General features: G+C 71.9%; 28 protein-coding genes. 4 read left to right on the top strand and 24 right to left on the bottom strand.

What is annotated here, in order from left to right; all coding sequences use genetic code 11:
* Positions 1 to 148: 148 nt before the first annotated feature.
* Together ACWPOB_RS27755 and guaB are read right to left on the bottom strand one after the other, a co-directional pair.
* A complete protein-coding gene (locus ACWPOB_RS27755; RefSeq protein ID WP_455402780.1) occupies positions 149 to 1,288 on the bottom strand; it encodes a GuaB3 family IMP dehydrogenase-related protein in 1,140 nt (379 codons plus the stop codon).
* Positions 1,289 to 1,361: 73 nt separating this feature from the next.
* A complete protein-coding gene (guaB, locus tag ACWPOB_RS27750; protein WP_029544783.1) occupies positions 1,362 to 2,885 on the bottom strand; it encodes an IMP dehydrogenase in 1,524 nt (507 codons plus the stop codon).
* A gap of 289 nt (positions 2,886 to 3,174) precedes the next feature.
* Between guaB and ACWPOB_RS27745 the strand changes: the two genes are divergently transcribed.
* Entirely contained in the window at positions 3,175 to 3,585 is a 411-nt protein-coding gene (locus ACWPOB_RS27745; RefSeq protein ID WP_006934975.1) for a DUF5319 domain-containing protein, read from the top strand.
* A 67-nt stretch (positions 3,586 to 3,652) separates the two neighbouring features.
* On the opposite strand, the gene ACWPOB_RS27740 is transcribed toward ACWPOB_RS27745, so the two are convergent.
* The 3 genes from ACWPOB_RS27740 to ACWPOB_RS27730 form a co-directional block, all read right to left on the bottom strand.
* On the bottom strand, positions 3,653 to 4,723 hold the full coding sequence (locus ACWPOB_RS27740; RefSeq protein ID WP_100058156.1) for an anti-sigma-D factor RsdA: 1,071 nt from the start codon (positions 4,721 to 4,723) through the stop codon (positions 3,653 to 3,655).
* Positions 4,716 to 5,294, bottom strand: coding sequence for a sigma-70 family RNA polymerase sigma factor (locus ACWPOB_RS27735; RefSeq protein ID WP_100058157.1), 579 nt, complete (start codon positions 5,292 to 5,294; stop codon positions 4,716 to 4,718). The genes ACWPOB_RS27740 and ACWPOB_RS27735 overlap by 8 nt, the downstream gene beginning before the upstream one ends.
* Positions 5,295 to 5,415: 121 nt before the next feature.
* A complete protein-coding gene (locus ACWPOB_RS27730; protein WP_455402779.1) occupies positions 5,416 to 6,258 on the bottom strand; it encodes a hypothetical protein in 843 nt (280 codons plus the stop codon).
* Between the two features lie 526 nt (positions 6,259 to 6,784).
* Between ACWPOB_RS27730 and ACWPOB_RS27725 the strand changes: the two genes are divergently transcribed.
* Entirely contained in the window at positions 6,785 to 7,078 is a 294-nt protein-coding gene (locus tag ACWPOB_RS27725; protein WP_100058324.1) for a WhiB family transcriptional regulator, read from the top strand.
* 106 nt (positions 7,079 to 7,184) lie between these two features.
* Here the strand turns inward: ACWPOB_RS27725 and groL are convergent, their stop codons facing one another.
* Both groL and groES read right to left on the bottom strand, forming a co-directional pair.
* Positions 7,185 to 8,801, bottom strand: coding sequence for a chaperonin GroEL (gene groL, locus ACWPOB_RS27720; protein ID WP_100058325.1), 1,617 nt, complete (start codon positions 8,799 to 8,801; stop codon positions 7,185 to 7,187).
* An 86-nt stretch (positions 8,802 to 8,887) separates the two neighbouring features.
* Complete coding sequence (gene groES, locus ACWPOB_RS27715; RefSeq protein ID WP_003938034.1) at positions 8,888 to 9,190, bottom strand: co-chaperone GroES; 303 nt, start codon at positions 9,188 to 9,190, stop codon at positions 8,888 to 8,890.
* Between the two features lie 734 nt (positions 9,191 to 9,924).
* On the opposite strand from groES, the gene ACWPOB_RS27710 reads away from it, so the two are divergent.
* Complete coding sequence (locus tag ACWPOB_RS27710; protein WP_455402778.1) at positions 9,925 to 11,403, top strand: Hsp70 family protein; 1,479 nt, start codon at positions 9,925 to 9,927, stop codon at positions 11,401 to 11,403.
* Positions 11,404 to 11,434: 31 nt separating this feature from the next.
* Here ACWPOB_RS27710 and tsaD read toward each other — a convergent pair whose 3' ends face one another.
* The 8 genes from tsaD to glmS are packed head-to-tail and all read right to left on the bottom strand — an operon-like array spanning position 11,435 to position 20,028.
* Positions 11,435 to 12,475: a tRNA (adenosine(37)-N6)-threonylcarbamoyltransferase complex transferase subunit TsaD gene (gene tsaD, locus ACWPOB_RS27705; protein ID WP_455402777.1), complete on the bottom strand. Its 1,041-nt coding sequence runs from the start codon at positions 12,473 to 12,475 to the stop codon at positions 11,435 to 11,437.
* The gene (rimI, locus tag ACWPOB_RS27700) at positions 12,472 to 12,966 is read right to left on the bottom strand and encodes a ribosomal protein S18-alanine N-acetyltransferase (protein ID WP_100057999.1); all 495 of its coding nucleotides are present in this window, start codon (positions 12,964 to 12,966) and stop codon (positions 12,472 to 12,474) included. Before rimI ends, tsaD begins: the two co-directional genes overlap by 4 nt.
* A complete protein-coding gene (tsaB, locus tag ACWPOB_RS27695; RefSeq protein ID WP_455402776.1) occupies positions 12,963 to 13,814 on the bottom strand; it encodes a tRNA (adenosine(37)-N6)-threonylcarbamoyltransferase complex dimerization subunit type 1 TsaB in 852 nt (283 codons plus the stop codon). Before tsaB ends, rimI begins: the two co-directional genes overlap by 4 nt.
* A gap of 30 nt (positions 13,815 to 13,844) precedes the next feature.
* The gene (gene tsaE / locus ACWPOB_RS27690) at positions 13,845 to 14,330 is read right to left on the bottom strand and encodes a tRNA (adenosine(37)-N6)-threonylcarbamoyltransferase complex ATPase subunit type 1 TsaE (RefSeq protein WP_100057998.1); all 486 of its coding nucleotides are present in this window, start codon (positions 14,328 to 14,330) and stop codon (positions 13,845 to 13,847) included.
* A complete protein-coding gene (locus ACWPOB_RS27685) occupies positions 14,323 to 15,381 on the bottom strand; it encodes an alpha/beta fold hydrolase (RefSeq protein WP_100057997.1) in 1,059 nt (352 codons plus the stop codon). The genes tsaE and ACWPOB_RS27685 overlap by 8 nt, the downstream gene beginning before the upstream one ends.
* The gene (alr, locus tag ACWPOB_RS27680) at positions 15,378 to 16,562 is read right to left on the bottom strand and encodes an alanine racemase (protein ID WP_455402775.1); all 1,185 of its coding nucleotides are present in this window, start codon (positions 16,560 to 16,562) and stop codon (positions 15,378 to 15,380) included. Before alr ends, ACWPOB_RS27685 begins: the two co-directional genes overlap by 4 nt.
* Positions 16,563 to 16,621: 59 nt before the next feature.
* Complete coding sequence (locus tag ACWPOB_RS27675) at positions 16,622 to 18,142, bottom strand: NAD(P)H-hydrate dehydratase (protein WP_455402774.1); 1,521 nt, start codon at positions 18,140 to 18,142, stop codon at positions 16,622 to 16,624.
* Positions 18,143 to 18,162: 20 nt separating this feature from the next.
* Positions 18,163 to 20,028, bottom strand: coding sequence for a glutamine--fructose-6-phosphate transaminase (isomerizing) (gene glmS / locus ACWPOB_RS27670; protein WP_455402773.1), 1,866 nt, complete (start codon positions 20,026 to 20,028; stop codon positions 18,163 to 18,165).
* A gap of 97 nt (positions 20,029 to 20,125) precedes the next feature.
* On the opposite strand from glmS, the gene ACWPOB_RS27665 reads away from it, so the two are divergent.
* On the top strand, positions 20,126 to 20,971 hold the full coding sequence (locus ACWPOB_RS27665; RefSeq protein WP_455402772.1) for a dienelactone hydrolase family protein: 846 nt from the start codon (positions 20,126 to 20,128) through the stop codon (positions 20,969 to 20,971).
* Here ACWPOB_RS27665 and ACWPOB_RS27660 read toward each other — a convergent pair.
* The 9 genes from ACWPOB_RS27660 to ACWPOB_RS27620 all read right to left on the bottom strand — a co-directional run.
* A complete protein-coding gene (locus ACWPOB_RS27660; RefSeq protein ID WP_455402771.1) occupies positions 20,944 to 21,114 on the bottom strand; it encodes a hypothetical protein in 171 nt (56 codons plus the stop codon). The two genes, ACWPOB_RS27665 and ACWPOB_RS27660, sit on opposite strands and share 28 nt — an antisense overlap.
* Positions 21,111 to 22,373, bottom strand: a complete 1,263-nt coding sequence (locus ACWPOB_RS27655) for a hypothetical protein (protein WP_455402770.1) — start codon at positions 22,371 to 22,373, stop codon at positions 21,111 to 21,113. The genes ACWPOB_RS27660 and ACWPOB_RS27655 overlap by 4 nt, the downstream gene beginning before the upstream one ends.
* Before the next feature lie 13 nt (positions 22,374 to 22,386).
* Positions 22,387 to 22,716, bottom strand: coding sequence for a hypothetical protein (locus ACWPOB_RS27650; RefSeq protein ID WP_455402769.1), 330 nt, complete (start codon positions 22,714 to 22,716; stop codon positions 22,387 to 22,389).
* An 88-nt stretch (positions 22,717 to 22,804) separates the two neighbouring features.
* Entirely contained in the window at positions 22,805 to 24,142 is a 1,338-nt protein-coding gene (gene glmM, locus ACWPOB_RS27645; protein ID WP_455402768.1) for a phosphoglucosamine mutase, read from the bottom strand.
* 174 nt (positions 24,143 to 24,316) lie between these two features.
* Positions 24,317 to 24,823 (bottom strand): 30S ribosomal protein S9, encoded by a 507-nt coding sequence (gene rpsI, locus ACWPOB_RS27640; protein WP_100058575.1) that lies wholly within the window; start codon positions 24,821 to 24,823, stop codon positions 24,317 to 24,319.
* Complete coding sequence (gene rplM, locus ACWPOB_RS27635; protein ID WP_006934922.1) at positions 24,820 to 25,263, bottom strand: 50S ribosomal protein L13; 444 nt, start codon at positions 25,261 to 25,263, stop codon at positions 24,820 to 24,822. Before rplM ends, rpsI begins: the two co-directional genes overlap by 4 nt.
* A gap of 223 nt (positions 25,264 to 25,486) precedes the next feature.
* Complete coding sequence (locus tag ACWPOB_RS27630) at positions 25,487 to 25,786, bottom strand: WXG100 family type VII secretion target (protein ID WP_006934921.1); 300 nt, start codon at positions 25,784 to 25,786, stop codon at positions 25,487 to 25,489.
* A 78-nt stretch (positions 25,787 to 25,864) separates the two neighbouring features.
* Complete coding sequence (locus ACWPOB_RS27625; protein ID WP_455402767.1) at positions 25,865 to 26,206, bottom strand: WXG100 family type VII secretion target; 342 nt, start codon at positions 26,204 to 26,206, stop codon at positions 25,865 to 25,867.
* A 131-nt stretch (positions 26,207 to 26,337) separates the two neighbouring features.
* Positions 26,338 to 26,900: type VII secretion-associated protein (locus ACWPOB_RS27620; RefSeq protein WP_455402766.1), on the bottom strand; the 563-nt coding region annotated here is incomplete at its 5' end.

Below are 26,900 nucleotides of genomic sequence, written 5' to 3'. Positions count from 1 at the left end.
GGGCGGGGTCGACACATCATCGCCAGGACAGTCTCGCGACGTCAGTGACATTCAGGGTCAGACCCCCACCGCACCGGACCTGTCCAGTATCAACCGGACCACCCCATACTCACAGTGACATTCGGCCACAGCGGGAGAGGTGGGACAGCTACGCGCGGACGGTCAGGCCGACCTTCTGGAACTCCTTGAGATCCGAGTAGCCCGACTTCGCCATCGCGCGGCGCAGGCCGCCGACCAGGTTCAGCGAGCCGAACGGGTCGTCGGACGGACCGGCGAGCACCCGGTCCAGGCCCGGGCGCTCGTCGTAGGCGACCTGCAGCAGCGCGCCGCGCGGCACGGACGGGTGCGCACTCGCCGACGGCCAGTACCAGCCGCGGCCCGGCGCCTCGGCCGAGACCGCGAGCGGGGCCCCGAGCACGGCGGCGTCGGCACCGCAGGCGATGGCCTTGGCCAGATCGCCCGAGGTCTCGATGTCGCCGTCGGCGATGACGTGCACGTACCGGCCACCGGTTTCGTCCAGGTAGTCGCGACGGGCGGCGGCGGCATCGGCGATCGCGGTCGCCATGGGCACGCCGATGCCCAGCACCTCGCTCGTGGTGGTGGCCCCGGCCGTCGAGCCGTAGCCGACGATGACGCCCGCCGCGCCCGTGCGCATCAGGTGCAGCGCGGTGCGGTGGTCGCTCACACCGCCCGCGACGACGGGCACGTCCAGCTCGGAAATGAACGTCTTGAGGTTCAGCGGCTCGCTCTCGCCGTGCGCGACGTGCTCCGCGGAGATGATGGTCCCGTGGATGACCAACAGGTCGATGCCCGCCCGCACCAGGTGCGGGGTCAGCGCCCGCGCGTTCTGCGGGCTGACCCGCACGGCCGCGGTCACGCCCGCGTCGCGCACCTGCGCAACGGCGGCGGCCAGCAGGTCGGGCTGCAGCGGGGCCGCGTGGAGCTTCTGCAGGTGGGCGATCGCCGCAGCCGGGTCCGCGTCGGACTCGGCGATGCCGACGAGCCTCTCGATCTCGGCGTCGACGTCGGCGTGCCGGCCCCACAGGCCCTCACCGTTGATGACGCCGAGACCGCCGGCCTTGCCCAGCTGCACCGCGAAGGACGGCGAGACCAGCGCGTCGGTGGGGTGGGCGAGCAGCGGGATGTCGAATCGGTACGCGTCGAGCTGCCAGGCCGTCGACACCTCCTTCGAGGAGCGCGTCCGGCGGGACGGCACGATGTTGATGTCGTCCAGCTCGTAGGTGCGTCGGGCGGTCCGCCCCATGCCGATTTCAACCAGGTCGCGCACGCGCGTCCCTTTCTTCTCAGGTAGATGCCCCCGCCGGACACTCCGGCGGGGGCCCGATCGCGGACTCGGTGCTCTAGCGAACCACGTAGTTCGGCGCTTCGGCCGTGATCGTGATGTCGTGCGGGTGGCTCTCCTTGAGGCCCGCCGCCGTGATCTGCACGAACTGTGCCTCCTGCAGCTGTTCGATGCTGGCGGCACCGGCGTAGCCCATCGCGGCGCGCAGACCACCGATCAGCTGGTGCGTCACCTGCTGCAGCGGACCGCGGAACGGCACGCGACCCTCGATGCCCTCGGGCACCAGCTTGTCCTCGGAGAGCACGTCGTCCTGGAAATAGCGGTCCTTCGAGTACGACTTGGCCGCGCCCCGGCTCTGCATCGCGCCGAGCGAACCCATGCCCCGGTAGCTCTTGAACTGCTTGCCATTGACGAGGATCAACTCGCCGGGCGACTCGGCGGTGCCGGCCAGCAGGGAGCCGAGCATGGCCGTGGAGGCGCCGGCGGCGAGAGCCTTGGCGACGTCGCCGGAGAACTGCAGGCCGCCGTCGGCGATGACCGGGACGCCCGCGGGCTTGGCGACCGCGACGGCCTCGAGGATGGCGGTGATCTGCGGGGCGCCGACGCCCGCGATGACGCGGGTGGTGCAGATGGAGCCGGGACCGACGCCCACCTTCACGGCGTCCACGCCGGCCTCGATGAGCGCCGCGGCGCCCGCCCGGGTCGCGACGTTGCCGCCGATGATCTGGACACGGTCGCCGACCTCGGCCTTGAGCTTGGCGATCATGCCGAGCACACCCGCCGAGTGACCGTGGGCGCTGTCGACCACGAGCACGTCCACCCCGGCGTCGGCCAGGGTCATGCCACGGGTCCACGCGTCGTCGCCCACGCCGACCGCGGCGCCGACGAGCAGGCGACCGTCACGGTCCTTGGTGGCGTTAGGGTGCTGCTCGGTCTTGACGAAGTCCTTGACGGTGATCAGGCCGGTCAGGCGGCCCTGCCCGTCGACGATCGGCAGCTTCTCGATCTTGTGGCGGCGCAGCAGCCCGAGGGCGGCCTCGGCGGTGACACCCTCCTGCGCGGTCACCAGCGGCGCCTTGGTCATGACCTCCGAGACCGGGCGGTTCTGGTCGACCTCGAAACGCATGTCCCGGTTGGTGATGATGCCGACGAGCTGGCCGTCGTCGTCGGTGACGGGCAGCCCCGAGATGCGGAAGCGCGCGCACATGGCGTCGACCTCGGCGAGCGTGGCGGTCGGCTTGCAGGTGACCGGGTCGGTGACCATGCCTGCCTCGGACCGCTTGACGGTCTCGACCTGCGCGGCCTGCGCCTCGGCGGAGAGATTGCGGTGCAGGACGCCCATGCCGCCGACGCGGGCCATCGCGATGGCCATGCGCGACTCGGTGACGGTGTCCATCGCGGAACTGACCAGCGGAACGCGGAGGCGGATGTCCCGGGTCAGCTGGCTCGACGTGTCCACCTGGCTCGGGATCACGTCCGACGCGGCCGGAAGCAGCAGCACGTCGTCGAAGGTCAGACCCAGCATGGCGACCTTGTTGGGGTCGTCACCGCCGGTATGCACGTGCCCTCCGGTACTACTCATGCGGTTCGGACCCTCCATGACGCGTCGATACGGTGCGGGCGGGTGGGCCCCGGCCCGGCAACGGTGATTACGGAACACAATGTCGTGAAAGACAATGGCGTGAGCGGTGCGCACATTCCCCGGACGCTCCGAGCAACGATGCCCTGCTCGTGGACTATCGTATCGGTTTACCGGAACAGGCACACACGCGCATCCGCACGCGTGGATCCGCCCGCGTACACGAAGCCCCGCGGGAAGTCCACGGTGTGACGGCTGGCGCAGACCCCGTCGGACTGCGTACCGTGGAGTCGTGCGTGATCAGTTGCCTCCCGGTCTGCCACCGGACCCATTCGCTGGAGATCCCGACGATCCGTCCGCCGCACTGGACGCAATCGAGCCGGGTCAGCCGCTCGACCCTGCCGAACGGCTGGCCGTCGAGGAGGATCTCGCCGACCTCGCGGTCTACGAAGCCCTGCTGTCGCCGCGCGGCATCCGCGGCCTGGTGGTGTGCTGCGAGGACTGCCACCAGGACCACTACCACGACTGGGACATGCTGCGAGCGAACCTGCTGCAGCTGCTCGTCGACGGTACGGTCCGGCCGCACGAACCGGCCTACGATCCCTCCCCCGACGCCTACGTGACGTGGGACTACTGCCGCGGCTACGCGGACGCGTCGATGAACGAGGCGCTGCCGGTCGACCCGTACGGCCTCGACTCCTAGAAGAAGCCTCCGCACGACGGGAAGGGCCCGCCGGGACGAATGTCCGGGCGGGCCCTTCCCGTCGTGCCTATGGCGAAGGCGGGGGAACGACGGTGGAAGGCGGGGGAACGACGGTGATCGTCTGGCTGATCGACTGCTGTTCGAGCGAACTGGACGGCGCCGGCGCCGAGGCCGACGCGGTCGTCGTCGGCGAGGCCGTCGGCACTGTGGTCGGCTCCGTCGTCACCGGAGCGCTCGTCGGTCCGGTCGTCGGCTCTGCCGTGACCGGCGGCGGTTCCTGCGTGGGCACCGGCTGCGACGACGTCGGCGGCGGCAGGAGATCGACGCTGGGCTCCTCGGTGGACGTCGGCGGCGGCACGGTTCCCGTCCCGGGCGTCGTGCCGGCGATCGTGGGATCCACCGTCGACGGGGTGGTCGGAGCGGTCGGCACCGGCGCGGGAACCACCGGCGTCGACTGGGCCGGAGGGAGGGGCAGCACGGGCGGGGGCGGCGGCGGAAGGAGCTGGCTCAGCTCGGTGGTGAGCCGCTGCATCCAGTCGCCCAGCTGGTCCCGCTGGCCGGCGTCGGTGACCGACCCGGAACGCTCCTGTGCCGACTGGAGCAATTCCTGGGCGCCTTCGGTGTCGCCGACGGCGATCCGCTGCTCGGCCTCCTGCAGTGTGGAGGCGGTGTCGATCCGGGCGACCGTGGACTCCGCCTGCTCGCTGAAGACGACCTGCTTGACGCTCCACAGCGGGTCGCCGGGTTCGGCCTGGTAGGAGACGGCGGTTGCGCCGCCCACGGCGATGGCGATCAGGGCGGCGGCACCGGCGATGGGACGGATCAGGCGAAGCTGGGTGCGGGAGCGGGACCGGCGCTCGGCGAGCGCGTCACGGGCACCGATCTCTCGGTTGACCGCGGCGACGATCTCGTCCAGGTCCGGTTCGGAAGGAAGAGGGTCGGCGAGGATCTCGGCACGCCAGCCCGCGAGGAGCGTGGCCAGCTCGTATTCCTCGGCCGTCTCGGTGGGCACCGGTCCGTCCCCGGAGATCGCGTCGATGAGGGCATCGTCACGGCGCACTGCCGCAATGTCCACGGGGGTGCCGTCGTCGGCGAGATCGGCGAAGAAATCGTCATCCGCCCCGTGCTTCCTACCCATTTCTCTCACCTGCTCTCGTCACTTCCTTCTTCAGTCGGGCGATGGCACGGTGCTGCGCCACTCGAATGGCCCCTGCCGTACTTCCCACCGCTGCTGCCGTTTCTTCCGCGGACAGGCCCATCACGAGCCGCAGGATCAAGATCTCCCGCTGCTTCTCCGGAAGCGTGCCCAGCAGCTGCTTCATCTGCCGGCTCGTCTCCGAGTTGAGTGCCTGCTCCTCCGGACTGTCGTCCAGCGACATCGACTCGGGTACCTCCGCGACCGGGTCCGCCCGGTTGCGGGCGGCGCTGCGGTGCGCGTCGGCGACCTTGTGTGCCGCAATCCCGTACACGAATGCCATGAAGGGGCGTCCCTGGTCCTGATACCGCGGCAACGCCGTCATCACGGCCAGGCACACCTCCTGCGCTACGTCGTCCGCGGAGAGCTGGCCACGCTCCGCGGATCCGACCCGCGCCCGGCAGTACCGGACGACCAAGGGCCGGATGGTCCTCAGAACCTGAGCGAGAGCCGTCCGATCCCCCTGCGCAGCCGCAGCGACAGCGGAGTCCAACTCCTCACCCATGACAGTCATCGATTGCGCTAGTCCTGGCGTTACAAAGTGACACGACCCCCCGGCCGGGTGTGCTTCCACTCGCAGTGGAACACCCCCAGACTAACGACACGACCGGACGGAACGGACGCACGGATGACTTCTAGGCCCGGATCGTTGCGAATCTCCCGCCGCGCCGGACGATGAGCGCGGCCGACTCGTCGCGCACGCGCCGGGCCGCATCACCACCCCCCAGTCCCTCCCACAGCATCGAAGCAGCCCAGCGCAACGGGACCAGACCGTGCGCGGTGCTGCGGTCGAGCACGTCCAGGCACAGGTCGCGGGCGGGGGTGAGATCGGGCTCGCCGGTCCACGAGGCGGCCTGCAACAGGTCGGACTTGATCAGGTGCCGGACCGAGCCGCTGCGCCCGGCACCTGCCGCCGCGGCAGCGGAATGGCGGCGGGCGGTGGCGAAGTCCCCGGAGGCGAGCGCGGTCTCGGCGGTGACCCAGTGCAGGCGCACGCGCTGGCGCCGGAACGCCTCGTTGTGGACGCCGCCCGCTTCGTCGAGACGTGCGGCGCAGCGGTCCAGCAGCCGGGCGGCGAGCCGGAGCCGGCCGCACCCGAGCGCGTCCGCCGCCAGGCCCGTGAGGGCGTCGCAGCGAGCCTCGACGGCCCGCGGGCAGTCCGCCGGCGCGCCGGCGAGCGCCGCGACCGCCCGGCCGTCGAGGACGGATGCCTCACGATGCCGGCCGAGCTGACGCAACAGCGACGCCTCGGTGCTCGTCGCGAGAGACGCGAGCGCTCCGTCGGGGCCCGTGGCGCGGCGGAGCCGGGTCAGTTCCGCCCGGGCCGCGCTGTAGCGGCCCTGCCCGCCCAGCGCGACGGCCCGGTGCCACAACGCCACGGGATCGCCGGCGAGGGGCAGGGGGAACAGGCCGGGCCGGGCGCCGAATGCCGCCGAGGCGAGTGCGGACGCGTCGGACGGAAGGGCGATGTCGGGCACGCGCTCATGATCGCACCGCATCTTCCCCCTCCCCCGACGCGGAGGTGGTCCGCATTCCGGGAAATATGCACCGGGGGCGCATGAATTACTCCGCACGACACTTGTGCTGCATCCGGTTGAACATTGGGTTTACGGCCTGTTAATTGCGGACATGGCGCCTGTACGCAAACCCGCGCACGCCGGGCCCGCCGACCCCGGCATTCTTGTCCCCGAGGTCCGGACAGATGCCCTTCTGCGCTGGCGACAGGGCATATAGTCCCTGATCCGGGCTGTTCCGGGCACCGGACGGAACCTTGAGCGGTCGAGGCGCACAACATCAAGACACAATCACGGATCGACCCCGAAGTAAATATTTCGGCGGTTAATTCTCGCGGATCGGGATATGGAAATTGCCACTCCGCGAAACTGTTGACTCCATTTCGGCGGCCCCTTTACGGTTACGAAGCCTGAATAATTGCTTTGGGGGGAAAGACCTTCCGCCCACGGTCCGCTCGCCCCAGGCGAGCACGCTGCAAAGGAGTACCCCATGCCTGCACCGAACCACTTGCCCGGACCCAACGCGGACGTCTGGGATTGGCAGATGCACGGACTGTGCCGTGGGGTGGACTCCGCGATGTTCTTCCACCCCGACGGGGAGCGTGGCCGGGCCAGGGCGCAGCGCGAGAGCCGGGCGAAGGAGATGTGCCGGCAGTGCCCGGTGATCGTGCAGTGCCGGGAACACGCTCTGGCCGTGTCCGAGCCGTACGGCATCTGGGGCGGCATGTCCGAGACCGAGCGGGAGATGTACGCGCGGCACCGACGACGGAGGGTCGCGGTCTGACCGGCCGCGACCCCTGGGACGACGAAGCCCCGCACGGGAAGTTCCGTGCGGGGCTTCGTGCCACCCGGGCCACCGTTACGCGCGGCCGGCCCGGGCGTTCGGATCCCTAGTGCGCGTGGCCGTGGCCGTGACCGGTCTCGGCCTCCTCCTCCGGCTTCTCGACGATCGCGCTCTCGGTGGTCAGCACCATCCGGGCCACCGAGGAGGCGTTGACGACCGCGGACCGGGTCACCTTCACCGGGTCCACGACACCGTCGGCGAGCAGGTCGCCGTACGTGAGGGTGGCCGCGTTGAAGCCGGATCCGGCCGGAGCCTCGCCGACCTTGTTCACCACGACCGCCCCGTCGAGGCCGGCGTTGCTGGCGATCCAGTACAGCGGGGCCGTGAGGGCCGCGCGCAGCACAGCGACACCGGTGGCCTCGTCGCCCGAAAGCGAGTTCTCGAGCGCGTCCAGCTCACGGGCGGCCTGCACCAGCGCCGAACCGCCGCCGGGCACGATGCCCTCCTCGACCGCTGCCTTGGCCGCGTTGACGGCGTCCTCGACCCGGAACTTGCGCTCCTTGAGGTCGGTCTCGGTGGCAGCGCCGACCTTGATCACCGCGATGCCGCCGGAGAGCTTCGCGAGCCGCTCCTCGAGCTTCTCGCGGTCCCAGTCGGAATCGGTGGCCTCGATCTCGCGGCGCAGCTGCGCGACGCGGTTCTGGATGTCCTCCTGCGTGCCGGCACCGTCCACGATCGTGGTGCTGTCCTTGGTGACCACCACGCGTCGGGCCGAACCGAGCAGGTCGAGACCGGCATCCTTCAGGGTCAACCCGATGTCGGAGTTGATGACGGTGCCGGCGGTGACGACGGCGAGATCGTCGAGGAACGCCTTGCGGCGGTCACCGAAGAACGGCGCCTTGACCGCGACGGCCTTGAGGGTCTTGCGGATGGAGTTGACCACCAGGGTGGACAGCACCTCGCCCTCGACGTCCTCGGCGATGATCAGGACCGGCTTGCCGTTCTCGGCGATCTTCTCGAGCAGCGGCAGGAAGTCGGGCAGGGAGCCGATCTTGTCGCGGTAGATCAGGATGACGGCATCCTCGAGCACCGCCTGCTGTGCGTCGATGTCGGTGATGAAGTACGGCGAGAGGAAACCCTTGTCGAACTGGACGCCCTCGGTGACGACAAGCTCGGTCTGCAGCGTCGAGGACTCCTCGACGGTGACGACGCCGTCCTTGCCGACGGTGCTCAGGGCCTCGCCGACCATGTTGCCGATCTCCTCGTCGCGCGAGGAGACGGTGGCGACCTGGGCGATGGCTTCCTTCCCCTCGACCGGGGTGGCGGCGGCGAGGAGCGCCTCCGACACCTTCTCGGCGGCCTGGGCGATGCCGCTGCCGAGCGCGATGGGATTGGCGCCGGCCGCGACGTTCTTCAGGCCGGCCTTGATGATGGCCTGGGCGAGCACCGTGGCGGTGGTGGTCCCGTCACCGGCGACATCGTTGGTCTTGGTGGCAACGCTCTTGACCAGCTGGGCGCCGAGGTTCTCGAACGGGTCCTCCAGCTCGATCTCCCGGGCGATGCTGACACCGTCGTTGGTGACGGTCGGACCGCCGAACGCCTTGGCGAGCACCACGTGGCGCCCACGGGGGCCGAGGGTGACCTTGACGGCGTCGGCGAGCTGATCGACGCCACGCTCGAGTGCCCGCCGCGCGGTCTCGTTGAACTCGATTTGCTTGGACATGTTCTCCGACTACTCCTGGAACGAAGGATCCGGAACGGATTCCGCCCCGGGTCCGAGACGGAACTCCGGGGCGGAATGCGTGCGGCTTACTTGGCGACGACGGCCAGCACGTCGCGAGCCGACAGGATCAGGTACTCCTGGCCGGCGTACTTGATCTCGGTTCCGCCGTACTTGCTGTAGATGACGACGTCGCCTTCCTTGACATCGAGGGGGATGCGCTTCTCACCCTCGTCGTCCCAGCGGCCGGGGCCGACGGCGACGACGGTGCCCTCCTGGGGCTTCTCCTTCGCCGTGTCCGGGATGACCAGGCCGGAGGCAGTCGTCGTCTCGGCCTCGTTGGCCTGGACGAGGATCTTGTCCTCGAGCGGCTTGATGTTCACGCTCGCCACGATGAGCCCTCCACTTTCAGGGGTTCGATGGTCCGAGGACTCTTGTCGTCCTCGGACTGGGTTTGTTCAGTCACCACGGTGACTCCGCGCGCAGTCCCGTCGTCGCGGGTGCCGGGACACGCTCGGCGTCGACTAGCACTCTATACACGCGAGTGCCAGCACTCAAGGGCGACGGGCGCTGAGTGTCCCCGTGTCGCGCCGGGCGCCTCGTGCTGCCACCCGAGGCCCCTCGTTCCTGGCGGCCCTCCGATCTACTGCGCCCGTCCGGCAACGACGAGCCGGAGGCCGGCCGCCACCAGCCCATGAGCCAGGTCCGTCCGCAACCGAGGAGACCGAATCGTGACCTTTTGCACCGCGGAGATTCCCACCCGGCCACCCCACCGAGCAGGCGCCCGCTCGAAGCCCGTTCCCCGGCCCCTCCGCTCGCACCACCAGCCGGAAGAATGCCTCCGAACTGGAACAACAGCGTCAACGCCGGACTCGACCCGCCTCCGCCACCGATGTCCGGCAACCGGTCCGTGGGCGGGCCGCCGGGCCGCGGCGCGGCCGGACGGACCGGGATCGCCGGTTCTAGACGAGCGCCCGCGCCCGCCCGTCTGTTACGTTCGGATAACGGAGACCGAACGCGTGACCATTCGGTGACTTTGTGGCCTCGTCCGCGTCACTGTCCGCCGGTCACGCACGGGAGGGGAACTATGCGCACGTCGCTGGGGATTTCCACCGGAGCTTCCGGAGTGGGCTCAGCCCTCGTCGTCGAGGGGTCCGGGGATCGCACCACCGAATACCGATTTCTCGCCGCCGATCCCGACGCAGCCGGGGATCTGGGCGACCTCGTCATCGATGCCCTCTCCCTCATGAGCACCCAGATCGACGGGCACGCCGTTCCCGACGCCGTGGCGGTGGCCTACCGCACGCCCGAGCACGCGGAGGCGATCCGCTCCGCGGCGGTGCGCGACGGCCACATCGTCCACCTGGTTCCGGAGACGACCGCCGTCCTCGCCTACCTGCACAGCACCGGCCTCGTCGACACCGCCGACACCCTCGCCGTCGCCGACCTCGGGGCATCGGGATTCACCGTCTCAGTTTTCGACCGAGGGTCCGGATCGGTGCTGCGCTCGGCCCGGACCGGGGACGTCGGGGGCGACGCCGTCCGCGGCCGCGTCTACGACCATGTGCGCCGCCAGATCGGCCGCACCCGCGGCCGCATTCCGATCGACACCGCCCTGCTGACGGTGCGCTGCCAGGGCGCCCTCGAGGCCCTCGGGGCCGCGTCGGCCACCAGGGTCGAACTCGGTGACGCCGGCCCCGCGGTGCCCCTGACCCGCGCCGAACTCGACGAGATGGTGGCCGATCTCGCCGACACCGCCGCGGCGTTCACGCGACGGATCTGCGGCGGCGCCGAGCCGCGGCCGCAGATGCTCGCCCTCGTCGGCGGCGCCACGGCCATGCCGGCTCTCGCCGGAGCCGTGACCTCGGCTTTCGCGGGGACCGCCGTGACGGTGCCGGAACCCGCCACGGCAGCGGCCCACGGTGCCGCGCTGCTCGCCGCGTCGGGCCTCGCGTCGTATCCGCCGGTGGGCGCCTCGGCGCCGACGCCGAGCACCCCTGGGGGCAAGGTCTCCGGCGCGCTCGCCGGGGCGCTGGTCGTCGGTGCGCTCGTCGCCGGCTACGCGACCGACCGGATCGCGTCCGACGACACGCCCGTCTCCCCCGCCGGCACCAGCGACCAGGCCACCACCCAGCCTGCGGCGGCGGTACCCGACACCGGACACACGCAGATCCCCTCCGAGGATCCCCACGCCGCCGTCACCACGACGGCTCCGGACAACGGTTACGCACGCACGCCCGCGCCGGACCCCTACCCCACCGGGTCGCTACCCCCGACGAGCACCTCGCCGACGACCACGCCGCCCAGCACGCCGGAGTCGACCACCACCGACCGGCCCGAGTCGCCCCCGGTGGCCCCGGGCACCGACCGGCCGTGGCAGTTCCCCGGAACCCTGCCGAGCGTTCCGCTGCCGACCATCCCGCTGCCGACACCGCCCGGTACGACGCCGCCCGAGAGCACGACACCGAGCCCGACGATGTCCGCGCCGACGACCGAGTCCGCACCCGCCGAGACGACGACCGACACCTCTTCGACCGCCGCCGCCCCGGCGGAGGGAACGACGAGTTCGTCCCCGCTGCCCATCGAACCGTCGCCGATAGGCTGACCCGCGCCGGCCGATCCCCCGCAGCGCACGGTCAGGCCGGCACCTGGGCGATCTCGACCGGCAGCCCGGGGTCGGTCCCGACGGTGAGCGCGGACGGCTGCGCACCCCCGGCGATCAGGTGCGCCCCCAGCGCCGCGATCATCACCCCGTTGTCGGTGCACAACCGCGGCCGCGGCACCCGCAGCGTGATCCCCGCGGCGGCGCAGCGCTCCTCGGCGAGCTCCCGCAAGCGGGAATTGGCGGTGGCCCCGCCCCCGAGGACCAGCGTGTCCACGCCCACATCCTGCGCGGCCCGCACAGCCTTCATCGTCAGCACGTCGGCCACCGACTCCTGGAAACCGGCCGCCACGTCCGCGAGCGGGACGGGCTCGCCGGCCCGCTCGCGCGCCTCGACGAACCGCGCGACGGCCGTCTTGAGCCCGGAGAAGGAGAAGTCGTGCCGGGCGTCGCGCGGCCCCGTCATCCCCCGCGGGAACACCACCGCGGTGCGGTCACCGTCCTGCGCGGCCCGGTCCAGCGCCGGACCGCCCGGAAAACCCAGCCCGAGCAAACGCGCCACCTTGTCGAACGCCTCCCCTGCCGCGTCGTCGACCGTGGTGCCGAGCTCGACGATCGGCGTGCGGCCCAGGTCCTCGACGTGCAGCAGGTGCGTGTGCCCGCCGGAGACCAGCAGCGCCACGCACGGCGGCATCGGCCCGTGCTCGATCGTGTCCACCGCGACGTGCCCGCCGAGGTGGTTGATCGCGTAGAACGGCACGTCCCACGCCGCCGCGTAGGCCTTGGCTGCGGCGACACCGACGAGCAGCGCACCGGCGAGCCCGGGACCGATCGTCACGCACACGGCATCGGGCTTGTCGATCCCGGCTGCGGCGAGCGCCCGTCGCATGGTCGGGACGATCGCCTCGAGGTGCGCGCGCGACGCGATCTCCGGGACGACGCCGCCGAACCGGGCGTGTTCGTCGACGCTGGAGGCCACCTCGTCGGCGAGCAGTTCGAGCGTGCCGTCGCCGACCCACCGGACGATGCCGACGCCCGTCTCGTCGCACGAGCTCTCGATGCCCATCACGATCACGACTGTGACTCCTTCCGCCGGTCCGGCCGGCACATGGTGTACGCGTCGGCGCCGCTCGGCTGGTAGTACCGCTTCCTGGTCCCGACGATCTCGAAACCCTCCCGGCGGTACAGCGCGATCGCCGCGTCGTTGTCGGTGCGCACCTCCAGGAACACGGGGCCGCCCCAGGCGTCGGCCACCCGCAACAGCTCGGCGAGCAGCGCGCCACCGACGCCGCGGCGCCGCTGCTGCGGGTCCACACCGATGGTGTGGACCTCGGACTCCGGATGGATGCCGGTGCCGAGACGGGCGAGACCGGCGTAGCCGATCAGCCGGCCTACGTCGTCGCGGGCGGCGACGTAGTGGTTCTGCGGCGCCGCCAGCTCGGCGCGGAACGCGCCGGCGCTCCACGGGTCGTCGCCGGGGAACAGGATCCGTTCCAGCTCGGCGCACCGTGCGACGTCGGACGGCTGCAGTGCGTCGACGAGGGGAAGCGGGTCGTGGGTGCTCATTTCTTCTTCCGGTCCGCCGTCTCCACCGCATCGGGCCGGCGCAGGTAGAGGGGCACCAGGGGCTCGGGCTCCGCCCCGGCGAGCAGGTCCGCGGCGGCGACGGCGACCAGGCCCGCCGGCGACGGCGTGGCCACCGGATGCGCGGGCAGCTCGAACAGGTCGGTGTGCGGGCGGGACCCGGCGATCCGCAGCGACGGCTCCGCCTTCAGCTCCGCCGGTTTGCACACGCCCGGCCCCTCGACGCGGTGGCCACCGGAGTACCGCGCCCAGTACACCTCGCGGCGACGGGCGTCGGTGACGACGAGCAGATCACCGTCACCGTCTGCACCGTCGCCGGCGGCGACAGGATCTGCACCGTCGCCGGCGGCGACAGGATCTGCACCGTCGCCGGCGGCGACAGGATCTGCACCGTCGCCGGAGGCGACAGGATCTGCACCGTCGCCGGAGGCGACAGGATCTGCACCGTCGCCGGAGGCGACAGGGTATGCACCGCCGCCGCCCGTGCCGTGGACGTCGGCCGCGATCGCGTCGAGGCTGCACACCCCGTGCACCGGCACGCCGAGGGCGTCGCCGAAGGCCGCGGCGGTCGCCATGCCGACGCGCAGGCCCGTGAACGGGCCGGGGCCGACACCGACGACGATGGCGTCGAGGTCGGCCGGCGTGTGGCCGGTGGACGACAGGCATTCGAGGATCTGCGGAGTCAGCACCTCGGCGTGGGCGCGTGGATTGTCCGTGACCCGCACGGCCAACGTCTCGATGTCGACGCCCCCAGGTTCACCGCGGTCGTCTACCCGGACGAGACCTGCGGTGACGGCGGGGGTGGCGGTATCCACGGCGAGAACGAGCACGAGTATCCAGAGTACCGCCGAGCGCGGCGGTCACCCCACCCAGGACCAGGTGGCGGTGCGCACGTCCGAGTCCGGTTCGCGGCGCAGCCGCACCCGCAGGTGCCGCTCGGCCAGCGTCTCGACCAGCCCCTCACCCCATTCCACGACGACCACGGCGGCGGTCAGGTCGGTGTCGAGGTCCAGGGCATCGAGTTCGTCGAGGGCGTTCGGTCCGTCCCCGAGTCGGTAGGCGTCGACGTGGATCATCCCCACGGGTTCGCCGCCGGCGCGATCGCCGGGGCGATGTTCGCGCGCGATGACGAAGGTCGGCGAGGTGACCCGGCCCTGTACCCCCAGGCCCGCGGCGATGCCACGGGTCAGGGCGGTCTTCCCGGCACCGAGCGGACCGTCCAGGACGACGAGATCACCCGCGTGCAGTTCGCCTGCCAGGCGCCGGCCCAACGCCTCGGTGTCCTCGACCGTGGGCAGCTCGGCACACTGCTCGGTGCGTGTGCCGGTGGAGCGATCGTCACCCAATTGCGGCGCGCCTCCTGCCGGCGTCGTGGGCGAACCCGCGCTGGATGAGCCGGTCCAGCGCACCGACGACGACCTCGGGGAACTCGAGCTGGACCAGGTGCCCGGCCCCGCGGACCCGCTTGAGCTCGACATCCGGCAGCGCCGCCGCGAGCTCCTCGGAGCCGGAGAACGGGATGATCATGTCGGCGTCCCCGCACAGCACCAGGGCGGGCACCTGTCCGAGCACCGGCAGCGCCGCGGACTCGTCGTGCAGTTCGAGGGTGCGCAGGAAGTTCACGATGGTCAGCACCGAGGTTTCCGCCAGCATCCGGTCGGAGAACTCCACCAGCTTCGGGCTGACCACCGTCCCGTAGGACGCGGCGCGCAGGATCGGCGCGATGATCGCCTTGGCGGCTCCGCGGGCGTACTGCACGAACCCCGGCGCGGTGCGGGCCAGGTGCCGGAACGCGTCGATCACCGGGTTCTCGAGGTTACGGCCGATGCCGATCTTGGTCAGCCCGGCGGCGGTGGTGGCGAGCAGGCCCACCCCGACGATGCGTTCGTCGAACAACTCCGGGCGCTGGGCGGCCAGGGCGATGGTCGTCATCCCGCCCATCGAATGCCCGACCACGACCACCGGGCCGGTGGGGGCGACGGTGTCGATGACGGTGCCCAGATCGCGGCCGAGCTGGGCGATGGTGCAGGACTTCGACCTCGACACGGCGGATTCCCCGTGGCCGCGCTGGTCGTAGAAGACCATCCGCACGTCCTTGCCCCACCGCTCCTGCAGGTGACGCATCTGCAGATGCCAGGACTGCATGCGCAGGCAGTACCCGTGCACGAACACGATCGTCAGCGGCGCCAGGGCCGAACCCACCTCCCGAACGGCGAGGTCGACGCCGTCCTCGGTGCGGACGGTGCGCTTGGGCAGCGCGAGCATCGCGTCGAAGTCTTCCTCGCCGTAGATCTCGTGCGCGGGCAGGCCCGCGGTGCGCACCGCGTACAGCCCCGCGTTCGAGCCGAGCGTGGCCAGGCTCGCACCCAACAGCCCCAAACTGCCCAACAGCGTCATCGCTGCTCGCCTCCTCCGCCACCGACGTAGGTGCGGACGGTGCGCCCGCCCACGCCGGTGACCACCTCGTAATTGATGGTGTCCAGTAGGTCGGCCCAGTCCTGCGCGGCGGGCTCGCCGTGGCTACCGTCACCGAAGAAGAACGCGGTATCGCCTTCTTTTACTCCGTCCCCGTCCGGTCCGAGATCGACCACGACCTGGTCCATGCACACGCGGCCGAGCTGCGGTCGGCGGCGCCCGCCGAGCTGCACCTCGAACCGGCCGCTGAGATTGCGCCGGATCCCGTCGGCGTACCCCATCGGCAGCAGGGCCACGGTGGTGTCGGCGGGCGCCACCCAGCGATGCCCGTAGGACACTCCGGACCCTGCAGTCACCTTCTTCACCAGCGCCACCCTCGTTCGCAACGTCATCGCGGGCCGGAACCCGAAGTCCCCGACCTCGGGGATCGGGGACAACCCGTACATCGCTATACCCGGTCTGACCATGTCAAAACGCAGGTCAGGGCGGGTAACGGTCGCTGCCGAGTTCGACAGGTGCACCACCTCGGGCTTCATGCCGTGACGGCTCAGATCGGCGACGGCCTCGCGCAGCCGGTCCCGCTGGCAGTCGATCTCGGGGTGGTCGAGTTCGTCCGCGTGTGCGAGATGGGAGAAGGCGCCGCGCAGCCGGATCGCCCCCTCCGCCCGGGCCCGGCCCAGATCCCGCAGGAACGCCGGCCACTCGTCCCGTGCCACGCCGTTGCGGTTGAGGCCGGTGTCGATCTTCACGGTGAGCACCGCGGTCACACCCGTCTCCCGAGCCGCGGCGACGATCGACGCGAGATGCCGCGTCGACGACACCCCCAGCTCGACGCCGGCGGCGATCGCGGGGGCGAAGTCGGCGTCGACGGTGTGCAGCCACGACAGCACGGGCGCGTCGATCCCCGCGCGGCGCAGCTCGAGCGCCTCGGTCAGGGTCGTCACCCCCAGCTCCCGCGCGCCGGCGGCGAGCGCGGCCCAGGCCACCGGGACGGCACCGTGGTTGTACGCGTCGGCCTTGACCACGGCCATCACCGCTGCCTCCCCGGCGTACTCCCGCAGCCGCCGCACGTTCTCGGCCACGGCGTCGAGGTCGATCAGCGCCTCGGCCTGGGGCAGGTCGTGGTGGAGGTGGTTGCGGGGTCGGGGTTCGGCGGTGGTCATGAATCTCGATCCTGCCACTGCGGACGAAGTGGCCCGCAGCACGGTGGCAGGTGTCGGGATCACGATTCGGCCATGCCCCGCAGGGTCCGCACCGCCGCGGGCACCCGATCCAGGATCGCGCTCGCCGAAGTGGGGGCGGCCCAACCGGGTTCACCGCCGCGAGCGACGAGATCGTGCCCGCCGCGAGCGGCGAGATCGTGCCCGCCGCGAGCGGCGAGATCGTGCCCGCCGCGAGCGGCGAGATCCGCGGCGGTGGAGTGGGCGCGCGCCCCCGCCGCGGCCGCGAGGTCCGGGGCCATCCCCGCGGACATCAGTGCCCCGATCATCCCGGACAGCACGTCGCCCGCGCCGGCGGTGGCCGCCCACGACCCGCCCGCCTCGTTGACGAACACATGCCCGTCCGGGTTCGCGATCAGCGTCGACCGGCCCTTGAGCAGTACGTGCACCCGCCAGTCGGCGGCCAGTGCCCGTACCGCCGCTACCCGGTCCGGCTCGGGCCGGCGTCCGGTGAGCCGCGCGAACTCCCCGGCATGCGGTGTCAGCAGCGTCGGAGCCCGCCGGCCGCGGACCAGTTCCGGCTGCCGCGACAGCAGCGTCAGCCCGTCGGCGTCGACGAGGACGGGAAGATCGGTGGCCAGCACGTCGCGCAACGTGTCGGCCGCCTGGTGATCGGTGCCGCCGCCCGGCCCGATCACCCATGCCTGGACGCGGCCCGCCTCGGCGAACGACGGCGCGGCCACCACCTCGGGGAACCGGGCCAGCACGACGGGGGCGGCGCTGCCGGCGTAGCGGACCATGCCGGACGTCGCGGCCACCGCTGCGCCGGCGCAGAGCACGCCGGCGCCCGGGAACCGGGCGCTTCCGGCGACGATGCCCACGACGCCCTGGCTGTACTTGTCGTCGTCGGCGCCCGGGACCGGCCAGATTGCTCCGATCTCGGCGGGCTCGGCCGCCACCATGCACGGCGGCGGCAGCTCGAGGCCGATGTCGACGAGCTCGACCCGCCCGCAGCGGGTGGGCGCGAGGGCATGGACCGGCTTGTAGGCGCCGAACGTGACGGTCACGGCCGCGGTGACGGCCGGCCCGTCGACGGCGCCGGTGTCCGGGTCGACGCCGCTCGGAGTGTCCACGGCCACGATCGGGGCGGTGATCTGCTCGACGACCGCGGCCGCGGCCGGGCGCAGCGGGCCCCGACCGGAGATGCCGACGACGCCGTCGAGCACGAGGTCCGGGTCACCGATCCGGTCCGGATCCGCCGGTACGGCGCGCCCACCGGCGGCGCGCAGGGCCGCCAGTCCCGCCCGGTGCGCCCGCTCGGGGTCGAGGAGCAGCGCCGTGACCGCGGCCCCGCGCCGGCGCAGGAACGCGCCCGCCCACAGGGCGTCGCCACCGTTGTCGCCCGATCCGACGAGCAGGGTCACGCGACGACCGGCGACGGCGCCGGTGCGCGAGCGCAGTTCCGCCGCCGCGACCCGGGCGAGCCCGAATGCGGCGCGGCGCATCAGCGTGCCCTCGGGCAGGGCGGCGAGCAGCGGCGCCTCCGCCGCCCGCACCTGCTCGCACGGGTAGTAGCTGCGCATCGGGCCTCCCGCCGGGGTCGCTATTCCACCGTCACGGACTTGGCGAGGTTGCGTGGCTTGTCGACGTCGTAGCCGCGCGCCTGGGCGACCTCGGCGGCGAAGACCTGCAGCGGCACGGTCGACAGCAGCGGCTGCAGCAACGTCGGCGCCGCGGGGATCTCGATGAGGTGGTCGGCGAACGGCCGCACCGCCTCGTCGCCCTCCTCTGCGATCACCACGGTGCGGGCACCGCGGGCCTGGATCTCGCGGATGTTGCTCAGCAGCTTCGAGTGCAGCACCGCCCGCCCCTTCGGCGACGGCATCACCACGATCACCGGCAGCCCGTCCTCGATCAGCGCGATCGGACCGTGCTTGAGCTCGCCGGCGGCGAAGCCCTCGGCGTGCATGTACGCCAGCTCCTTGAGCTTGAGCGCACCCTCGAGCGCCACCGGATACCCCACGTGCCGGCCCAGGAACAGCACCGTCGACGACGCCGCCAGCTCCCGCGCCAGGCGCCGCACCGGCTCGACCGTCTCGAGCACCCGCGCGATCAGGTGCGGCATCGCGGCCAGATCGGCGTACTCGCGGGCCACCTCGTCCGGGTACTTGGTGCCGCGGGCCTGCGCCAGCGCCAACCCCACCAGGTAGTTCGCGGCGACCTGCGCCAGGAACGCCTTGGTCGAGGCCACCCCGATCTCCGGGCCGGCCCGGGTGTAGAGCACCGCGTCGGCCTCCCGGGGGATCTGCGCGCCGTTGGTGTTGCACACCGCCAGCACCCGCGCCTTCTGATCCTTCGCGTGCCGCACCGCCTCGAGGGTGTCGGCGGTCTCCCCGGACTGCGAGATCGCCACCACCAGCGTCGACCGGTCCAGCACCGGATCCCGGTACCGGAACTCGCTGGCGAGCTCGACCTCCACCGGCAACCGCGTCCAGTGCTCGATCGCGTACTTGGCCACCAGACCCGAGTGGTAGGCGCTGCCACACGCGACGACGAACACCTTGTCCACGTCGCGCAGCTCCTGATCCGACAGCCGCTGCTCGTCGAGCACGATGCGGCCCCCGGCGAAGTGCCCGAGCAGCGTGTCGGCCACCGCGGCGGGCTGCTCCTCGATCTCCTTGAGCATGAAGTAGTCGTGGCCGCCCTTCTCGGCGGCCGCCAGATCCCAGTCGATCTCGAACGGGCGGGTCACCACGTCGGTGCCGCCGTCGAAATCGGACACCTGATACCCGTCGGCGGTGATCACCACCACCTGGTCCTGGCCCAGCTCCACCGCGTGCCGGGTGTGCTCGATGAACGCGGCCACGTCCGAGGCCACGAACGTCTCGCCGTCGCCGACCCCGACGACCAGCGGCGTCGACCGGCGCGCCGCGACGATCGTGCCCGGATGGTCGGCGTGGGTGAACACCAGCGTGAAGGCCCCCTCCAGCCGGCGCAGCACCGACAGCGCACTGGCCTCGAAGTCCCCCGCGGTCGGCCCGTCCGCATACGCCCGGGCCACCAGATGCACCGCCACCTCGGTGTCGGTGTCGCTGGCGAACTCCACCCCGGCCTTCTCGAGCTCCACCCGCAGCGGCGCGAAGTTCTCGATGATGCCGTTGTGCACCACCGCCACCTTCCCCGAGGCGTCCCGGTGCGGATGCGCATTGCGGTCGGTGGGACGACCGTGCGTGGCCCACCGGGTGTGCCCCATGCCGGTGGTGCCGGCGAAGTGCTCCACCCCCACCTCGTCGAGCTCGGCCTCGAGATTGGCCAGCCGGCCCGCCTTGCGCTCGACGGCCAGGCCGCCCCTGCCGTCCAGGACCGCCACACCGGCCGAGTCGTAGCCCCGGTACTCCATCCGCCGCAGTGCCTCCACCACGACATCGAGAGCCGGGCGATGCCCGACGTACCCCACGATTCCGCACATGGTTAGCAGGGTACTGGTCCGCGACCCGCCGGTAACAACTCGTCCACGTCCCGGCGGGTGGCACGCTCGAAGCTGATCATCGGCTAACGTTCACGCCGTGGCGGTGAAACCGAAATCCCTGGCCCAGCGGCTCTCGAAGCGCGGACCGCACACGGTGCTGCGCGGCAACCTCGCTCTCGCAGGTCAGCCGGGCATCGTCTACACCCCCGCCGAGGGCTTCGGCCTGCCCGCCGTCGCGTTCGGCCACGGCTGGATGACCGGCCTCGACAAGTATTCGGCGCTGTTCGAGCACCTCGCCTCGTGGGGCATCGTCGTGGCCGCCCCGAGCACCGAACGCGGGCCGATCCCGTCGCACCTGGGCCTGGCCGCCGACCTCGGCACCACCCTCGACATCTGCGTGGGCGTGCGCCTGGGCACCGGACGGATCAGCGTGCACCCCGACCGTCTCGGCCTGGTCGGCCACGGCATGGGCGCGGGAGCTGCGGTACTTGCGGCGTCCCGGCGCGACGTGGCCGCCGTCGCCGCGCTCTACCCGGCCCCGACGTCGCCGCCGGCCTCGGCCCTGGCCGCGCGTGTGCACGCGCCCGGGCTCGTGCTCGCCGCCGAGAAGGACCTCGGCTCGATGGGCAGCGATGCTGTCGCCGTCGCTCAGGCCTGGGGCGGCGAGGTGCTGATGCGGTCCGTCCACAAGGCCACCGACGACGGCATGATCGAAGGCCGCCGCCTGCTCGCCTTCCTCGGCGTCGGCGGCGCCCAGCGCAACACCCAGAAGGTCACCCGCGCGCTGCTCACCGGATCTCTGCTGTACCGGCTCGCCGGCGACAAGACCTACGCACCGTTCGCCGACCCCGAGGCCGAGCTTCCCGGCTCGGAGGTGCTCACCGAGCCCGACGCGATCGACCGCGAGCTCGGCACTCAGATCAACCAGCTGCTCGGGCGATAGAACTCCTCTTCGACGGCCGGCGCCGGCCCACGCGTCGCGCCAGCGGCGAGTTCACGGGGCTCCCGGAGGCGCCGCAGGTTCTCGAGCCGGCGCGCGACCGCGTCCCGATGCTCGGCGACGAGGCTCTCGAACCGTCCGGTCACAGCGGCCCCGCCTCCGCCAGGACCACGCCGTCGGCAGGCTCCTCCTCGGGGCGCGCTTCGACGCTCTCACCTGCAGGTTCCGCCGACGCGGGCCGTCGCGCGGGGGTGTCCGCCCGCGTGCCGGGCATCCCGGCCGGCGCGGGACCGAGCGCTCCGCCGTCACCGGATACATCGGGTCGCCGCGGCTCGTCGGGCGGTGCGGGCGGCGGCGCCGGCGGCGTGTCGTCGCCCGAACCGGCGCCGGGTGTGTCGGGGTTCGTTCCCGTACCTCCGGCCGCGGCGGGGGCCGGGGCCTCGGGGGCGGGTGCGCGCGACGGCGAGTGCGCCGGATCCGGCTGCGGCGACGGCGGTCCGGCCGGCTCGACGGCCTCGGAAACCTCTTCCACCACGGTCGTGGCCAGACCGAGGACCGCGCCTGTGAGTTCGCCCACGGCGGTCGCCAGCCGTAGCCCCGCCGCCACCAGGTCCGTCGCCGCCAGGTCCGTCGCCGCCCCACGCGGCGACCACGGGTCGGTCACCGGATCCACGCTCCGCAGGCCCGGATCCGGCGGCGCCAGCGTCGCGGCGAGTTCGGCGAGCACCGCCCGCACCGCTCGGTCGGTGTCGTCGCACAGGTCGAGGAAGGACTCGACGGCCGCCGCCACCCCGGGCCGGAACACCTCGTCGCGCCACCGCCCGCACCATCGCGTGACGGCCGCGCGCTCGGGGACCGGTCCCAGCGCCGAATCCCAGGCGGCGAGCTGGGCTGCCGTCGGACCACCGCCGCCCGCGGCGCCGGCCAGAATCGCGTCGATCTCCTCGACGGTGCGCCCGCCGACGGTCGTGTCGGCGAACTCGGCGGCCGCCCGGGACTTCTCCTCGACGATCGCGAGCACCGCGGCCGCCGCGTCGGTCAGCGCGCGACGTGCGGCGCCGAGCCATGCCTGCAGGTCCTCGCCGACCGCCACATGGCGGTCGAGCGCGTCGGCCGCACCCACCGCCCCGCCTCCGGTCCAGGCCGCCGCCAAGGCGTCGACGTAGGAGCCCTGCCGCGCGACCTCGGCACCCAGGGCGCCCTCGAGCCGGGCGAACACGTCGGCGTCCGCGAGCAGGACGGCCAGGTCCGTGCCGCGCTGCTCGTCGTAGCGTTCCTGCAACTGCGAACAGGACGGCAGACCGGGGGCGTACCGCTCGGCGCGGGGAAGATGCTCGGCGAAGAAGCGCAACCCGACGCGGCCCCCGTCGAGCACCAGGTCGAGCCGCTGCCCGCCCCCGGTCACCGGCCTCCTCCGGTCACCGGCACCCCATCGGCGGCAGGTCGACGGCCCGAAGGCCCGACTCGGACTCCCGCTCCAGCCACGCGTACCCCCCGGCCGCGCGCCGCAGCGCCTCCGCACGGGCGGCCGTCGCCGCCGACCACTCCGCGACCGCCCGGTGCAGCCCGTCGTAGCGCGCTCTCACGGCCTCGGCCTCGGACCGGTAGCGGTCGCCGGCCGCGTCCGGACCGAAGCCGACGGCGCGGCACGCACGCGCCTGACAGTCGATCTCGACGGCCGAGTCCGCCAGGCCCTCGGCGATCACCCGGACCGCCGCACCGTCGAGTCCCACCCCGTCACGCACCATGCCGCCCCCTCCCTCGTCCCCCGGTGGGTTCGACGCAGCGGGAGGCGGATCGGTTCCCCGGCGGGGCAGAGCTGTCGGATGGAGGCCGTCAGACGGAGGCGACCGCTCCCGCGAGACGATCGGCGAGAGCACGGGCCACCGTGTCGTCGGCGGCCTCGACCATCACCCGGACCAGTTGTTCGGTGCCCGACGGACGCAGCAGCACCCGCCCGGTCTCCCCCAGTTCCCGCTCCACGGCGGCAACGGCGTCCGCGACGACGGAAGCCTTGGCCACCGCGGCCTTGTCCGACACGGGCACGTTCACCAGCACCTGCGGCAGGGTGCGCATGACCGCGGCGAGCTCCGCGAGGGGCGAAGCCGTCGCGACCATCCGCTCCATGAGACGCAGGCCGGTGAGCACCCCGTCGCCCGTGGTTCCCAGGGCCGGCAGCACGATGTGGCCGGACTGTTCGCCGCCGAGGCTGAACGAGCCGCGGCGCAGCTCCTCGAGCACGTAACGGTCGCCGACGCCGGCGGTCACGACCGTGATCCCGGCCTCGCGCATCGCCAGGTGCAGGCCGAGGTTGCTCATCACGGTGGCGACGAGCGTGTCGGCGTGCAGCTCGCCGGCCTCGCGCATCCCGAGGGCGAGGATCGCCATGATCGCGTCGCCGTCCACCACGGTGCCCGTCGCATCGACCGCGAGGCACCGGTCGGCGTCGCCGTCGTGCGCGAGACCGAGGTCGGCGCCGTGCTCGACGACCGCGGCCCGGAGGCCGTCGAGATGCGTAGAACCGCAGCCGTCGTTGATGTTGAGCCCGTCCGGGTCGGCGTGCAGCGCGACGACCGTGGCCCCGGCCGCGGCGTACGCGGCCGGCCCGACGCGCGACGCGGCGCCGTTGGCGCAGTCCACCACGACCGTCAGTCCCGTCAGCGGCGTGCGCACCGCCGTCGCGAGGTGGGCGAGGTAGCGGTCGGCGGCGTCGGCGGCGGTCCGCACCCGGCCGATGCCCGCGCCGGTGGGGCGGGCGACCCCGCCCTCACCGTGCAGCATGGCCTCGATACGGTCCTCGACGGCGTCGTCGAGTTTGTGACCGCCGGCCGCGAAGATCTTGATGCCGTTGTCCGGCATGGGGTTGTGCGACGCGGAGATCATCACGCCGAGGTCGGCGTCGTAGGCCCCGGTCAGGAACGCGACAGCCGGGGTGGGCAGCACCCCGACGGACAACACGTCGACGCCGGCCGCGGTCAGGCCCGCGGTCACGGCGGCCTCGAGCATCTCCCCGCTGGCACGGGGGTCGCGGCCCACCACCGCGACGGGGCGCCGACCCTCGGCACCGCCCGCCAGCACGGTCGCGGCCGCCCCGGCGAGCCGTACCGCCAGTTCGACCGTGAGCTCGGCGTTCGCCAAGCCTCGCACGCCATCGGTGCCGAACATCCGACCCATCGAGCAAAGTCCTCCACGTCGAGAAATGCGGTCTCCGCCGTCCGCGGGCGCCGCCTGCTGTCGCAAAAGTACGTCAATGCACGAGAGCAGGCGTCCGGTAGCGAATTCCCTACCGGCGCCTGCTCTCGTGGTCGAACAGGAGCCGAGGCTGACGAGGTCAGCGTCGGCGGCACATCAGCGCTTGGAGTACTGAGGTGCCTTACGGGCCTTCTTCAGGCCGTACTTCTTGCGCTCGGTGGCACGCGGGTCACGCGTGAGGAAGCCGGCGCGCTTGAGCGCGGGGCGATCCTCGGCGGTGACCTCGATCAGCGCGCGGGCGATGGCCAGGCGCAGGGCGCCGGCCTGACCCGACGGGCCGCCGCCGTGCAGGCGGGCATGCACGTCGAACTGCTCGGTGCGCTCGACCGTGACCAGCGGCGACTTGACGAGCTGCTGGTGCACCTTGTTCGGGAAGTAGTCCTCGATGGTGCGGCCGTTGAGCACGAAGTTGCCGGTGCCGGGCACGAGGCGGACGCGGACGACGGCCTCCTTGCGGCGGCCGACGGTCTGCACCGGGCGGTCGAACACGATCGGCGCGGGAGCCGGAGCGGCTTCCTCGGCCACGTACTCGTCCGCGGCGACCTCGACGTTCTCGGTGTCGGTGTACTCGTCGCTGTAGTTCTCGTTCACGTTCTCGGTCACTGCGCCACCTGCTTGATTTCGAACGGCACCGGCTGCTGCGCGGTGTGCGGGTGGTTCGGGCCCGCGTAGACCTTCAGCTTCTTCGCGATCGCGCGACCGAGCTTGTTCTTCGGGAGCATGCCGGTGACGGCCTTCTCCACCAGACGGTCCGGGTTCTTCTCCAGAACCTCACCGACGGTGCGGGACCGGAGGCCGCCCGGGTAGCCGGAGTGGTTGTACAGGAGCTTGTCCTGCTTCTTGTTGCCGGAGATGGCAACCTTGTCCGCGTTGATGATGACGACGAAGTCGCCACCGTCCACGTGGGGGGCAAAAGTGGGCTTGTGCTTGCCGCGGAGCAGGTTCGCCGCCTGCACCGCGAGGCGGCCGAGCACCACGTCGGTGGCGTCGATGACGTGCCACTGGCGGGTCACGTCGCCGGCCTTCGGTGTGTACGTAGACACAGATCTTCCTCGTCTATCGTTTCGCTGCTGGCCCGCGCGCCGCCGATGATCGCTTCCGGCGGCCAGTTGGGACCCGAGAAGCGACGTTCGCCGCGCACGAGGCAACGACGACGGACGACACGCCAACGGCACACGATACCGGGGAGGTGTGTGCACGGTCAAAACAGCGCGACGTCCCAGCGGCCTCTCCACCACCGGGACGTCGCTCGCTACTCGTGTCGCCTCAGGCCTGCCACCTCCGTGCCAGCTCGGATTCGACGCTGCGCATCTCGTCGTTGCCCCGCGCCACGGCGACGGCGATCTGGTCGAGCAGCAGATTCAGCTCGGCGGACGCCCGATCCCACTTCTGCTGGGTGACGTGGTACTCGGACCGGGCCTGCCCGTCCCAGGTCTGCACCAGCGGCTCGACCTGTGACCTGATCCGGTCGAGCGTGTCGTTCATGCCGCGCTGCAGTCCGACGACGCGTGTGTGCAGGTCGTCGATGCCACCGAAGTCCTGCCGGATCACATCGGGTCCACTCATTCGTTCGTTCTCCTCGAGTCGTGTCGTGCGCACGGGTCGGTCGATGCGCGATTCCGCACCGGCCCGCCCGCAGCGGCGTCAGTAGGTGCCGTGGAGGCTGTCGCCGAGGACGTTCAGCGACTGCGCCTGGGTCTGGACGGTGTCCTCGTACGCCCGGCCGTTGGTACGGATGCCGGCGACGATCGCGGCCAGTGCCTCGTTGAGCTGGAGGGCGCTGCGGTCCCATCGCGACATCACGTCGGTGAACGCCATCCCCGACCGGCCCTGCCATACGTCCGGCGACGACGACACGGTAGTGCGCAGCGCACCGAGCAGTTGCTCGAGTTCTCCGTGGGAGTCCTCGATCTGCCGCGCCGCCGTCTCCATGGTCGCGACGTCGGTCGCGACCCGATTCGAACTGCCCTGCCCTGGTTGCGTCACGCCTGTCTCCTCCGTCGTCCCGCGTCCCGTACCCCTCCGGCCCACCGTGGCCGAAGCCGGTTCGCGCCTACATCCGATTGGACGCAGCGCCTGTCCGCCGGGTTCCCCTGCTCCGCGAACGGGGCGATTCGCTACTCCACCGTCACGGTGTGGACGGCCTGCTCGCATTCGTTCTTGATTCCCGCCCATTCGTCGGCGAGGAATTGGCATCCGACCGCCACCTGCATGCCGGACTCGACCACGACGAACCAACGCACGAGCGAGAATTCGTCCGGCGCCTCCACGTAGGCGATCACCGGGCGGTCCGCGAAGGTGGTGCCGGGGTCGAGGTCGCGGATCACCGGGGAACGTTCGTCCGCGCGCCGGGCCAGCACCTCCCCCACGCCGGCCAAGTCCAGAGCATCACGAAGGCGACTGTGCACCAGCACTATTCGTCGATCCCTCCCGCCACCGGGAACGAGTTCGACGCGCTCGGCACCGGTGTGCGCAGGGTCGCGGACCCTCCAGTCCCCCGGCAGTTCCAGCCGGACGGGCCCGAGTTCGTGACGAACCGAAGGTGAGCGCGGCGTGGGCTGTCTCGGCGCCGAGGACTCATCGGCCGAGTCGCCGGCGACGGGATCCTCCGCGCCCACCACGGGCAGCTCCGCGCCCTGTCCTGCAGTCCACACCCAGCCGGCCGTAGCGGGTGTTTTGG

The sequence above is a fragment of the Rhodococcus sp. 2H158 genome (assembly GCF_053764755.1).
Note: the sequence above shows the minus strand (reverse complement) of the source record. Positions and strands in the feature narration are given on the sequence as shown.